The sequence below is a fragment of the Sphingomonas sp. LR60 genome, assembly GCF_036855935.1.
Taxonomy (GTDB): domain Bacteria; phylum Pseudomonadota; class Alphaproteobacteria; order Sphingomonadales; family Sphingomonadaceae; genus Sphingomonas.
Map to the genome: position 1 here is coordinate 1,636,397 of NZ_JASPFK010000001.1, position 12,140 is coordinate 1,648,536.

Sequence of the window (12,140 nt, forward strand, 5' to 3'; positions counted from 1 at the left end):
CCAGCTCAGATCGGACAGGTCAGTTCTCCGGCAGGAAGTCCGGCACCGACAGATAGCGCTCGCCGGTATCGTAATTGAAACCGAGCACCCGCACGTCGTCGGGCAGATCGGGCAGCTTCTGGAGGATCGCCGCCAGCGTCGCACCCGAGGAAATGCCGACCAGCAACCCCTCTTCACGCGCCGATCGCCGCGCCATGTCCTTGGCGACGGCGGCATCCACCTCGATCACCCCGTCAAGCACCTGCGTGTGCAGGTTCGAAGGGATGAAGCCCGCGCCGATCCCCTGGATCGGGTGCGGCCCGGCCTGTCCACCGGAGATCACCGGCGATGCCTGCGGCTCGACCGCGAACACCTTCAGGTTCGGCCACTCCTTCTTCAGCACCTCGGCGACGCCGGTGATATGGCCGCCGGTGCCGACGCCGGTGATGATGACGTCGATCGGGGTCTCGCGGAAATCGTTCAGGATTTCCTGTGCTGTCGTGCGGACATGCACGTCGATGTTCGCGGGATTTTCGAACTGCTGCGGCATCCACGCGCCGGGGGTCTGCTCGACCAATTCGAGCGCGCGCTCGATGGCGCCCTTCATGCCCTTTTCGCGCGGGGTCAGGTCGAACTCGGCGCCATAGGCCAGCATCAACCGCCGCCGCTCGATGCTCATGCTCTCGGGCATGACCAATACCAGCTTGTAGCCCTTGACCGCCGCGACCATCGCCAGGCCGATACCGGTGTTGCCGCTGGTGGGCTCGATGATTGTCCCGCCCGGCTGCAACGCGCCGGACGCCTCGGCCGCCTCGATCATCGCCAGCGCGATGCGATCCTTGATCGAGCCGCCGGGGTTCCCGCGCTCGGACTTGATCCACACTTCCGAGCCGGGGAACAGCTTCTGAATGCGAATATGCGGCGTGTTGCCGATCGTCGCGAGGACGTTCTGGGCCTTCATGGCTGCGCTACTCCATGTTGTGGTTCGATGTCGAACATGTCGGGCGGATCAAAGGTCCGCGCCCGTCGGAGTTCCGGAAACAGCCGCGACCATAGCAAAGTCACTGCGATCGCGCCGACGCCGCCGAACACCACCGCGCCGACCGGGCCGAGCAGCGAAGCGAGCAGCCCGCTTTCCGCCTCTCCGAGTTCGTTCGATGCCGAGATCGTCAACTGCGACACCGCACTGACGCGACCACGCATCGCGTCGGGCGTGTGGAGCTGGATCAGCGAGGTGCGAACATAGACCGAAACCATGTCCGCACCGCCCGCGATGATCAGCGCGATCAGGCTGATGACGAAATCGACCCGGATCGCGCCGCCCGCGCCGAGGCGCGTGATGCCCAGCAGCTCGGTCAGTTGCGTCGCGATGCCGAAGGTCAGGATCGCAAGTCCGAAAACCACCACTGCTGCCAGCATCTTGACGCCGACGTTCGACTTCATCGGCCGGAAGGAGAACCAGATTGCGGTCGTGCCGGCGCCGATCCCCATTCCCGCAGCAAGGAAGCCGAGACCGCTCGCGCCGACATGCAGGATGTCGCGGGCATAGATCGGCAGCAATGCCGTGGCCCCCGCCAGCAGGACCGCGAACAGGTCCAAGGTAATCGTCGCCAGAACCAGTCGGTTACGGCGAACATAGGAGAAGCCGTCGAGGATGCGCTGGATCGGGTGTCGATCCTTTTGCGCGGCCGGTTGGGGCACCTTGCCGATCATGAACATCGTCGCGAGCGCCAGCAGGAGCAACGCCGAGATCACGCCATACGCGACGTCCCGGTGGATCGCATAAAGCAGTCCGCCGATGCTTGGGCCCGCCACCGTCCCGAACTGCCATGCAATCGACGAAATCGCGATCGCGGTCGGCAGGCTTTCCTTCGGCACGAGGTTCGGAGCAAGCGCCGAATAGGCCGGTCCGGAGAAGGCACGCGCGATCCCGATCAGCACCGCCGCGCCGAACAGCGCCGGCAACGAAAGATTACCTGACCAGGTCAAAACCCCCAACACTGCGGCGTTGACGCACAGCAATGTGGTCGTTCCCCGCACGATCCAGCGCCGGTCGACGCTATCCGCGACCAGCCCGACGACCGGCGTCAGCAGGAACAGCGGGATGAACTGCACCAACCCGATCATGCCGAGCATGAACGCGGCCTGCCGGATGTCCATCGTCTCGCGAGCGAGACCGTAGACCTGCCAACCGATGATAATCGCCTGCGCGCTGACCGCGATCGTGCCAGCGAAGCGGGAAAGCCAATATGCGCGGAAGTTCGCAATCCGCAGCGGATGTTGCGGGGCAGGCGAGGGGTCCGGCACACTCATCGACGTTCGCCTAGACCGCGCCCCAATCCCTTGCAACCCGGTGGGGTTTGCAGTCTGTGCCATGCCGTGGCTATAGGCCGCTACGTCTTTCAAGAAACGAGGTAGTGTCCATCGTGGCAAAAGCCCCAGCAGCACGCAGCGAAGCACCGGCTGCCGACCCGCAGAAAACGAATCGCGAGCGTCCCGCCGAGCCACGCCCCTATGAGGCGAGCAAGGACGAACTCCTCAAATTCTACGAGGACATGCTGCTGATCCGCCGTTTCGAGGAAAAGGCTGGGCAGCTTTACGGCCTCGGCCTGATTGGCGGCTTCTGCCACCTGTACATCGGTCAGGAAGCGGTCGCGGTCGGGCTTCAGTCGGCACTGACCGAGAAGGACTCGGTCATCACCGGTTATCGCGACCACGGCCACATGCTGTTGTGCGGGATCCCGCCCAAGGACGTCATGGCGGAGCTGACCGGGCGTCAGGCCGGCATCTCGAAGGGCAAGGGCGGCTCGATGCACATGTTCAGCGTCGAGCATAAGTTCTACGGCGGCCACGGCATCGTCGGTGCGCAGGTCTCGCTCGGCGCGGGTCTCGCCTTCAGCCACAAGTACAACAACGACGGTGGCGTGTGCCTCGCCTATTTCGGCGACGGCGCGGCCAACCAGGGCCAGGTGTACGAAAGCTTCAACATGGCCGAGCTGTGGAAGCTCCCGATCATCTTCGTGATCGAGAACAACCAATACGCCATGGGCACCAGCGTGAACCGTGCCTCCGCCGAGGATCAGCTGTATCGCCGGGGCGAGAGCTTCCGCATTCCCGGCATCCAGGTCGACGGCATGGACGTGCTGGCGTCGCGCGGTGCGGCCGAAGAGGCGCTGGCATGGGTCCGCGCCGGCAAGGGGCCGATCATCCTCGAGATGAAGACCTATCGCTATCGCGGCCACTCGATGTCCGATCCGGCCAAATACCGGTCGCGCGATGAGGTGCAGGCTGTCCGCGACAAGTCCGACCCGATCGAGCACGTCAAGAAGCTGCTGTCCGAAGGCCACGGGGTCAAGGAAGAGGACTTCAAGGCGGTGGAGCAGCGCATCCGCAAGCAAGTCGCCGAATCGGCCGATTTCGCCGAGAGCACGCCGGAGCCGGATCCGGCCGAACTGTATACCGACGTTCTGGTGGAGAAGTACTGAGATGGCGATCGACATCAAGATGCCGGCGCTGTCGCCCACCATGGAGGAGGGCACGCTCGCCAAGTGGCTGGTCAAGGAAGGCGATACCGTGAAGTCCGGCGACATCATGGCCGAGATCGAGACCGACAAGGCCACGATGGAATTCGAGGCGGTCGACGAAGGCACCGTCGCGAAGATCCTCGTTGCCGAAGGGACCGACGGCGTGAAGGTCGGTACGGTCATCATGCAGCTGGCCGGCGAAGGCGAGGAGGCGGGTGCTGCCACCAAGGACGACTCGCCCAAGGCGGATGCACAGGCCGACGAGAAGAAGACCGACACCGTCGAGGACTCGGCGCACCCCGCGCAGGAGAAGGTGGACACCGGCACCCGTCAGCTGTTCGAGGCCGCCTCGCACAAGGCTGAGGTCACCGACCCCGCGATCCCTGCGGGCACCGAGATGGTGAAGGTCACGGTCCGCGAAGCGCTACGCGACGCGATGGCCGAGGAAATGCGTGCGGACGAGCGCGTGTTCGTGATGGGCGAGGAAGTCGCGCAATATCAGGGTGCCTATAAGGTCACCCAGGGTCTGCTCGACGAGTTCGGCGACAAGCGCGTCATCGATACCCCGATCACCGAATATGGCTTTGCCGGTGTCGGCACGGGCGCGGCGATGGGCGGGCTGAAGCCGATCGTCGAGTTCATGACCTTCAACTTCGCGATGCAGGCGATCGACCACATCATCAACTCGGCCGCCAAGACCAATTACATGTCTGGCGGACAGATGCGCTGCCCGATCGTGTTCCGTGGTCCGAACGGCGCTGCGAGTCGCGTCGGTGCACAGCATTCGCAGAATTACGGGCCGTGGTACGCTTCGGTGCCGGGGCTGATCGTGATCGCGCCCTATGATGCCGCCGATGCCAAGGGCCTGCTGAAGGCGGCGATCCGTAGCCAGGATCCGGTCGTGTTCCTCGAGAACGAGCTGCTGTACGGCCGCTCGTTCGAGATCCCGAAGCTCGACGATTGGGTGCTCCCGATCGGCAAGGCGCGCATCATGCGTGAGGGCAAGGACGTGACGATCGTTAGCTATTCGATCGGCGTCGGGCTCGCGCTCGAAGCCGCGGAGACGCTGTCGGGCGAGGGGATTGAGGCGGAAGTCGTCGATCTGCGTACGCTGCGTCCGCTCGACAAGCAGACCGTGCTCAAGTCGCTCGCGAAGACAAACCGGCTGGTGGTGGTCGAGGAAGGCTGGCCGACCTGCTCGATCGCGTCGGAAATCGCTGCGATTGCGATGGAGGAAGGGTTCGACGACCTCGACGCGCCGGTGTTGCGCGTCACCAACGAGGACGTGCCGCTTCCTTACGCCGCCAACCTCGAGAAGATCGCGTTGATCTCGTCCGACAAGATCGTCGCGACGGTAAAGAAGGTCTGCTACCGCGGCTGAGTGACCGCCCCACCTCTCCGTCGCCGCTCAGGTGGCGGAGAGGTGCGCGGCATCACACAGGCGGCGTTTCGCGTCGGGTATGTTGGTGCTGTTGGTCAGCGTCTGCGAAGAGCGATCGCGCACCGTGAAGGACTGGAGCGCCGTCAGCTCACGCGCTGCCAGAAAGCCAGTGCCGACGATCGGTCGGTAGGTGTACCGCAATTCCGCGAAGATCAGCGCCGAATTGTTGACCGGCTTCACCTTGTTCGCCGCAGGGCCGATGCCCGTCGCCAATGTAGCGTTGGTGGCTCCGGCGCCTTCGGCACCATAAGACGATGTGACGTTCTTCGCGCCGAAGCAACGTTGCCAGGTAATCTTATAGCCTGCCTGCGTGCCGGTCTGCCCGTTGGCTTCGACGGTGGAAACGATCACGCGGCCTTGCTGGCCGAAGTCGATCCCGCGCCCTGCAAAGGCCACCCCGGTCATCACCTCGTCGACCTGCGCTTCGTCGATGCCGCCGCGATACCGCGCGACATTGTCCGAGACCATCATCGCGAGCTGGTTCAGCCGCAACGTCGCCACCGCAAAATTGGCGAGTTCAATCCCGGTCAGCGCGATCGGCAGCAGGAATACCAGCGACAGCGCGAACTCGATCATCGCGACCCCGGAATGGTCACGCCGCAGGCGTCCCCACACTTCGGCCGTCACCAGCACCCAGCTCACGAACATTTCACCCGGATCTGCTGGTCGCCATATGGCTGGTTGCGGACCAGCGTTCGTGCACCCACGATGGTGAACGGGCTCAGCCCGATCGCTCCGGCGAACGGAAACAGTCGCGGCACCTTCACAAGCACGTCGTAATAGATGACGTCGTCCGCCGTCCCCATATCGTCGCCACCGCCGAACGTGGCGTCATAGCGGCCGTTGTTGTTGCGATCCTCGTAGCAGTCGGTCGAATTATACTGGCCGACCGGTGCTGTATCGGCAACGATCCGCTCGCCTTTGCCGACCGACGCGAAATTTGTGTAGCTCAGCGGGGTTACCGTCACCGCGCCGGGATCGTCACGACTGCCGTTGGGCAGGATCGTGCGAACCTCCGAGCGGATCGCCGCCACGACCTGATCCTTGCTTATGCTGCCGACCGTCGCGCGGCGTGCAGCGCGCTCCATCGCGCCGTTCGTGAGCGCGCTGAGATACACCTGGAAGCCAAGATCGAGCGCACCCATCAACAGCGTCAGGAACGGCAGCACCACCAACCCGAACTCGACCAAGGTCGCGCCATCGGACGCATGCAATAGCGCGGCGAGGGATCGTCGATCCCGCTTCACGACGACAACCGCAAGCCGCCGATCGTCTGCGCGATCTTGGCAAAGGATTGACGAAGCGCCGCAGTATCGGTGGCGATCGACCAATGATCGGGATCGGTCGCGCATTCCTTCAGCTCCTGCGACAATCCTTGATTTCCGAAGCCGACGATCCAGATGATGAAGCCACGCTTCTTCATCTCGTTGCAGATGATCTGCGTACGACGCAGATGGCTCGCATAAATGCGGGCCTCACTTGCCGAAGGCGGCGCGACGGCATTGTCCGCCTGAACCCTGTTCATGATCGCATTCACGCCCCAGGCGTCGGCCAATTTCCCATCCGTATCCAATTGACCATCGGTCATGAAGACGATGTGGCGAGACACCTGGTAGCCACCCGGCGCTACGGCGTCGGCGTTCGTCGCGCTGTAGATACCGTCGGGTGCGAGAAGACGCGCGCCCCAGATCAGACCGATATCATGATAGGTCTGACCTGTCGGGACAAAGGCGTTCACATACGAGTCGAGACTCGGTGAGCTTTTCGAAGTGGCGTTATAATCGCTCGTATACTGCCGAAGCGGATTTACCTCCTTCGGGCAGCTGTAACCGACCGCCCGCAACGTGTCGTCGGGCCAAGGGTATTGCTGATATTGCAGCTGAGACAAAGCCGGCTTCCAGCGCGTGGCGGCGCTCGTCGGCTTCAGATCGATTTGAAGATCATAGGCGCTCGACGGCACCTCCAGCGACGAGGTTCCCGTGATATCCTGCACCGTGCTTGCTTCACGAATGCAGCCGTTCCACGCGAAAGAGGACGGAGCGCTGCCGTTCTGGCCCGTGGGATCGCCTTGCCAAAAGCCGGGTTGGTGACCCTTCCGGTCGTACGGACCCAGTCTGAAACATCGACCGAAAGATTGGTCCACGACCATTGCACATAATCGCAATTGCTCCGGCCGTCGCTGCACTTGCTCGCTTTGTATTCGCCACGTCGCGATGGAAAATTGATGTATTCGTCGCCTAATCCGCCGGCGATGTAAGCAGGATTGAGCGCGTAAAGAACCCGCCCGACATTGACGTTCGAGGAATAGGGCACGAAGCCGTAACGGATACGGCCAGCGCCCGTCGACGGGCCCGGGCCCAGCGCCGCATAGAAGTCTTTTACCGCCTGCTTCAGTCCGTCGATCTTGCTCGGATTTTGGCTGGTCTCCGCGCCACCCGCCGGATTGGCCGACATCGAGCCCGTCACATCGAGCACGAACATGATGTCGGTATTCGGAATATGCAGTTCCGCCTTGCGCGTCGTGCTCACCGGAACCGCACCGAAGCCGAACATCCGCATCAACGTCGTCGGCATCGACAGCGATGCGCGGCCGACCACGACACCGTTTGCGCCCTTGTCGTAGACTGCGGTGACCTGTTCGGCCGAATAGGTGCCGGCGGGAAAGTTGAAGCGGAAGAACTCGTTGGCCTTGGCTTTCTCGGCAGCGGTCAGGGTGGTGACGTTCGCCATCGCCTTGCGCCCGGCGAGCGCGCCGGCATCGCACGCCTGTTGCAGACGCGTCGCGGCCATGTACGTTCGGCTGGCGTCGATCGCACCACCGATCATCGCCAGCAGCGGAATGACCGCGAATGCCGCCATGATCGCGACGTTGCCAGAGACGTCGCGTATCAATCGAGGCAGGGAACGCGGTAGGGTAAACGGCACGCGCATGTCTCGTCACGGTCGGTCGGCGGAGGCGCACGGCCATGCGGCCGAAATGGGTAAGGATGGCTGAAGCCGAATGGTTAATGAGGAAAAGATCCCGATCGTCAGCGATTTGGAGCGAGCGCTGGCGATGACCTATGCCGCGCCCGCGCATCGCGCGGCGCTGGACGCATTGTGGCAGCTCGATGATCGGCTGGCGGCGATCCTGCGCACCACACGCGAGCCGATCGTCGGACAGATGCGGCTGACGTGGTGGCACGAGGCCCTGCTCGCGCTCGACACGGCCCCGCCGCCCGCCGAGCCGGTGCTTCAGGCCCTTGCGCGCGATGTCGTGCCGCGCGTGCCCGCCCGTCGCCTTGCCGATCTCGTCGAGGGCTGGGAGGCGCTGCTCGAACCCACCTTGGACCAGGACGCGATACAGGCTCATGCGACGCACCGCGGCCGCGGGATATTCGCCGCAATGGCGACGATCGTAAGTGTCGAGGATGCCGCGATCCCCGCGTCGGGGGAGGGGTGGGCGCTGGCCGATCTGGCGCGGCACCTCGAAGCGCCAGCGACCGCCGATCTGGCGCGCAACATGGCCCGCGATACCTTCGCAGCGGTTGACAACTATCGTTGGCCGGCCGCGGCGCGAGCGATCGGTGCGATCGCCCAATCCGCGCGACTCGATCTCGCGACCGATCCAAGGCCCCGCGGCCACCCTGCGCGCGCCGCGCGGCTGTTATGGCTTCGGGTCACTGGACGCTGACCGCCATCTTGCCCTCGTCGACGTGGACGCTAGCCTGTGCGCGATCGAAACGGGGGACATGGGGGCATGTGGCGTTATTTGGTCGGCGGCGTGGCGGCGCTCGCGCTGGTCGGGGCAGGGTGGCTGATCTTCGACGGGGTCGCGCGCCCCGATCCGCTATCCGCGCCGATGGGCGCCGCTCGCCAAACCGCCGCGGGCGTGCAGGACGATCCGCAAGCGACGTCCCTGCCCGAAGCACCGGCGCGAGACCGTGAGCAAAAGCGCTTCGACCGCTACGACAAGGATCGGGACGGCAAGGTCACGCGGGACGAATATCTCGTCCCACGCCGCAAGGCTTTCGCCAAACTCGACGTGAACGGCGACGGGCGCCTCTCGTTCGACGAATGGGCAATCAAGACCACCACGCACTTTTCGGATGCCGACCACGATCGCTCGGGCGCAATGGATGCCAAGGAGTTCGCGACGACCGCTCCGAAGCGTAAGACGCAGCGCCCAACCTGCCGTAGCGACGACGCCGTCAAATCAGATGAGTGACGCCCGACGGGTCAGACCGGTGCCTCGATCTCGAACCGCGCGCCTGATGGCGGATAGCTCATCGCTGCCTTGCCGCTGACGTGAGCCGCAAGCACCCGCTCGATCATCCGCGTACCAAAGCCGATCCGTGTTGGCGGCACGACCGGTGGCCCGTTCTGCTCGATCCACGAGAAGCAGAAACGCCGCTCCCCCGCGAGACCCGCCAGCGCCCAACGGATGTGCACGACTCCATCGGAAACCGACAAGGCACCATATTTGATCGCGTTGGTTGCAAGCTCGTGTAACGCCATCGACATCGCCAGCGTGATTTCGGGCGACAAGCGGATCATCGGTCCTTCGATCGAAAAGCGGCTGCCGCCAGTATCGATGAACGGAGCCAGCACGCGCTCGACGATTTCGTTGATCGCCGCGCCCTCGACCTCGTCGCGCACCAGCAATTCATGCGCGGTGCCGAGGCTTGCGATCCGACCCGCGACTGCGCGGCGTCCTTCGTCGAGCGATGCAGCGTCGCGGAGCGTCTGGCTGACCACCGCGCCGACCGTCGCTAGCGTATTCTTGACGCGGTGGGTCAATTCGCGTGCAAGCACCGCGCGATGCTCCTCCGCGAACTTGCGCACCGAGATGTTCGAGGAGAAGCCGGACAGGAGGAGCGGCGATCCGTCCGCGCGATATTGCAATGCGCCTTGCGCGTGAATCCAGCGTTGCTCCCCATCCGGGGTCAGCACGCGATATTCGATATCGTACGGCGCACCATTCTCGACCGTATCGGTCAACGCCGCACAGACGCGCTGATAGTCTTCCGGATGCAGGCTTCGCTCGAAGTCGGCGAAGCTGAATCGCTCGTCTGCCGGCTGACCGAAATTGTCCAGATACGCCGGCGAAGCCGTGAGATTGAGGTCGGGCAGCGCAAGCGACCATGTGCCGAGCCCGCCCGCCTTCAGCGCCATCGCCAACCGCGCCTCGCGCTCGACGAGCGCCGTCTCGCGACGTTCCACTTCGGCGGTCAGCGCGTCGCGATCCTCCTGCAACCGGCGCAGTCGATGGCGCTCGATCGTCACGTCGAGCTGGGTGGCGACGAAATAGCGTAATGCGCCGGCTGGGTCGAAGACCGGCGCGACCATCAACCGGTTCGAGAACGGCGTCCCGTCCCGGCGGTGGTTGAGCAGATCGATGTCAATGCGCTCGCGTCGCGCAATCGCTGCACGCAGGCGCTGTATATCCGCTTCCTCGGTCAGGGGGCCTTGCATGAAGCGACAATTGCGACCGATCACCTCACTGGCCGGGAAGCCGGTCAGCGCCTCGAACGCCTGGTTGACGAAAATGATCGGGTTATCCGGCAGCCGAGGATCGCTGACGACCATCGGCGTGATCGAGTGGATTACCGCTGCCAGGAACGGGTCGCTTGGATCCAGCGAAGATTCAAACGCCGCGATCGCCGCGGTTACCTCGAGCGGCGCGACGTACGGCGTGACAGGGTGAGGGGCGAGAGGAGAACGATCCAAGGCTTCTCCAACCTAGATCAGTAAGCATTACGATACAATGTCATGCCGTAGCGGAAGCGCGTTTTATTACGTTGCTTCTGATCAATCCGCGGCCTGTTTGCCGTCCATGTCCTTGGCCGCGCTCCACAACATCACATAGCCGAACAAACCCGCGATCAGCGAGGCGGTCAAGATCGCCAGCGCGGCCACTTCGGTGCGTTCCGCGCCCGCAAAGGCCAGTTCGGCGATAAACAGCGAGATCGTGAAGCCAATCCCCGCAACGCCGCCGACGCCGACGATCATCCGCCACGTCACGCCTTCGGGCAACTTGCCGATCCCCACCGCCGCGGCCATGCGGGTCGCAGCGAAGAAGCCTACCGGTTTGCCGATCACCAGCCCGACAACGATCCCCAGCGCGAGCGGCGACTGCAGCGCCTCACCGATCAGTTCGCCCGACAAGTGGATCCGGACGTTCGACAGCGCGAACAGCGGCAGCACGAAATACGACACCCACGGCGTCAGGATACGAACCAGCCGTTCCGCCGGCTCGTCGGTGGCCGCTGCCATCTCGTGGATGTAGCCAAGCTGGCTCTGCGCCTCTTCGCGCCCGCGCTCTGCCGTTTCGCCGTCGGTGGCGGTGCTCGCCACCTTCTGCGCGCGGCGCAATCGGTCGACCGGACGCTGCACGCGCTCGACGAAGCGTTGCTCCGACAGTCGCGAGCTGGTCGGAAGCAGCAAACCGATCGCCACCCCCGCGATCGTCGGATGGACGCCGGAGCCGAGCACCCCGATCCACACCGCGGCGCCCAGCAGCACATAGGCCACCGACGCCACCCATCCGAGCCGCAGCAGGATCAGGATTCCGATATAGCCCGCGCCCGCCAGCAGCAGGTAGCTGGCCTGCAACGTCTCGGTATAAGCGAAGGCGATCACCAACAGCCCGAAGACGTCGTCGATCGCCGCAAACGCCAGCAACACGGCGCGGACCGCCGGGGGCAGGCGGGTGGTAAAGATCGCCACGATCGCAAGGCTGAACGCCGTGTCCATCGCCGCGACCACACCCCAGCCGTGCTGAGTGTCCGTCCCGTAGTTGAAGGCAAAATAGATGCCGATCGGCACCACCAGCCCGCCGATCGCGCCCGCCACAGGCAGGACGGCCGTCTTGAGTGACGAGAGCGAGCCCTTGCTGAACTCGCGCTTCACCTCCGTGCCGATGATGAGGAAGAACAACGGCATCAGCGCGTCGTTGACCCATTCCGCAAGCGGCAGCGCGATCGCTTGCCCACCGTAGCTCAGTCGCAGCGGCGTATCCCAGATCTGCTCATATCCAGCACTCAACGGCGAGTTGACGAGAGCGAGCGCGATCAGCGAGGCGATCAGCAGCGGACCGCCCGACACCTCGCCGATCGCGAAGAACGGCGCGGCACGTTTAAGCAGGCGTGCCGCACCGGAATGATGCGCCCGGGCGGCAACCTGCCCGGAAAGGCGCGGAGTGAGCGCCATTAAAT

12 protein-coding genes are annotated in these 12,140 nt (G+C 64.1%); 4 read left to right on the forward strand and 8 right to left on the reverse strand.

The genetic code is table 11. The annotated features are described in order from the left end of the window. Nucleotides 1-19 precede the first annotated feature (19 nt). Together cysK and QP166_RS07440 are read right to left on the reverse strand one after the other, a co-directional pair. The gene (cysK, locus tag QP166_RS07435; RefSeq protein WP_333915345.1) at nt 20-940 is read right to left on the reverse strand and encodes a cysteine synthase A; all 921 of its coding nucleotides are present in this window, start codon (nt 938-940) and stop codon (nt 20-22) included. Next, a complete protein-coding gene (locus QP166_RS07440; protein ID WP_333915346.1) occupies nt 937-2,292 on the reverse strand; it encodes an MFS transporter in 1,356 nt (451 codons plus the stop codon). The genes cysK and QP166_RS07440 overlap by 4 nt, the downstream gene beginning before the upstream one ends. Nucleotides 2,293-2,405: 113 nt before the next feature. On the opposite strand from QP166_RS07440, the gene pdhA reads away from it, so the two are divergent. Both pdhA and QP166_RS07450 read left to right on the forward strand, forming a co-directional pair. After that, entirely contained in the window at nt 2,406-3,464 is a 1,059-nt protein-coding gene (pdhA, locus tag QP166_RS07445) for a pyruvate dehydrogenase (acetyl-transferring) E1 component subunit alpha (RefSeq protein WP_333917285.1), read from the forward strand. A gap of 1 nt (nt 3,465) precedes the next feature. Continuing rightward, nucleotides 3,466-4,884, forward strand: a complete 1,419-nt coding sequence (locus QP166_RS07450) for a pyruvate dehydrogenase complex E1 component subunit beta (protein WP_333915347.1) — start codon at nt 3,466-3,468, stop codon at nt 4,882-4,884. Between the two features lie 27 nt (nt 4,885-4,911). Here QP166_RS07450 and QP166_RS07455 read toward each other — a convergent pair whose 3' ends face one another. From QP166_RS07455 to QP166_RS07470, 4 genes are read right to left on the reverse strand one after another with little or no spacing between them, the layout of a single operon-like run. Beyond that, nucleotides 4,912-5,592 (reverse strand): TadE/TadG family type IV pilus assembly protein, encoded by a 681-nt coding sequence (locus QP166_RS07455; RefSeq protein ID WP_333915348.1) that lies wholly within the window; start codon nt 5,590-5,592, stop codon nt 4,912-4,914. Then, complete coding sequence (locus tag QP166_RS07460; protein WP_333915349.1) at nt 5,583-6,134, reverse strand: TadE/TadG family type IV pilus assembly protein; 552 nt, start codon at nt 6,132-6,134, stop codon at nt 5,583-5,585. Before QP166_RS07460 ends, QP166_RS07455 begins: the two co-directional genes overlap by 10 nt. Before the next feature lie 53 nt (nt 6,135-6,187). Beyond that, nucleotides 6,188-6,937 (reverse strand): hypothetical protein, encoded by a 750-nt coding sequence (locus tag QP166_RS07465; protein ID WP_333915350.1) that lies wholly within the window; start codon nt 6,935-6,937, stop codon nt 6,188-6,190. Further along, complete coding sequence (locus tag QP166_RS07470) at nt 6,868-7,875, reverse strand: TadE/TadG family type IV pilus assembly protein (RefSeq protein WP_333915351.1); 1,008 nt, start codon at nt 7,873-7,875, stop codon at nt 6,868-6,870. Before QP166_RS07470 ends, QP166_RS07465 begins: the two co-directional genes overlap by 70 nt. A 70-nt stretch (nt 7,876-7,945) precedes the next feature. Between QP166_RS07470 and QP166_RS07475 the strand changes: the two genes are divergently transcribed. Both QP166_RS07475 and QP166_RS07480 read left to right on the forward strand, forming a co-directional pair. After that, entirely contained in the window at nt 7,946-8,617 is a 672-nt protein-coding gene (locus tag QP166_RS07475) for a squalene/phytoene synthase family protein (RefSeq protein WP_333915352.1), read from the forward strand. 66 nt (nt 8,618-8,683) lie between these two features. Beyond that, complete coding sequence (locus QP166_RS07480; protein WP_443027196.1) at nt 8,684-9,151, forward strand: histidine kinase; 468 nt, start codon at nt 8,684-8,686, stop codon at nt 9,149-9,151. A gap of 11 nt (nt 9,152-9,162) precedes the next feature. On the opposite strand, the gene QP166_RS07485 is transcribed toward QP166_RS07480, so the two are convergent. Both QP166_RS07485 and nhaA read right to left on the reverse strand, forming a co-directional pair. Beyond that, a complete protein-coding gene (locus QP166_RS07485) occupies nt 9,163-10,653 on the reverse strand; it encodes an HWE histidine kinase domain-containing protein (RefSeq protein WP_333915354.1) in 1,491 nt (496 codons plus the stop codon). An 81-nt stretch (nt 10,654-10,734) separates the two neighbouring features. Further along, nucleotides 10,735-12,135 carry a Na+/H+ antiporter NhaA gene (gene nhaA, locus QP166_RS07490; RefSeq protein WP_333915355.1) on the reverse strand — a complete coding sequence of 467 codons (1,401 nt, stop codon included), beginning with the start codon at nt 12,133-12,135 and terminating at the stop codon, nt 10,735-10,737. Between the last annotated feature and the right edge of the window lie 5 nt (nt 12,136-12,140).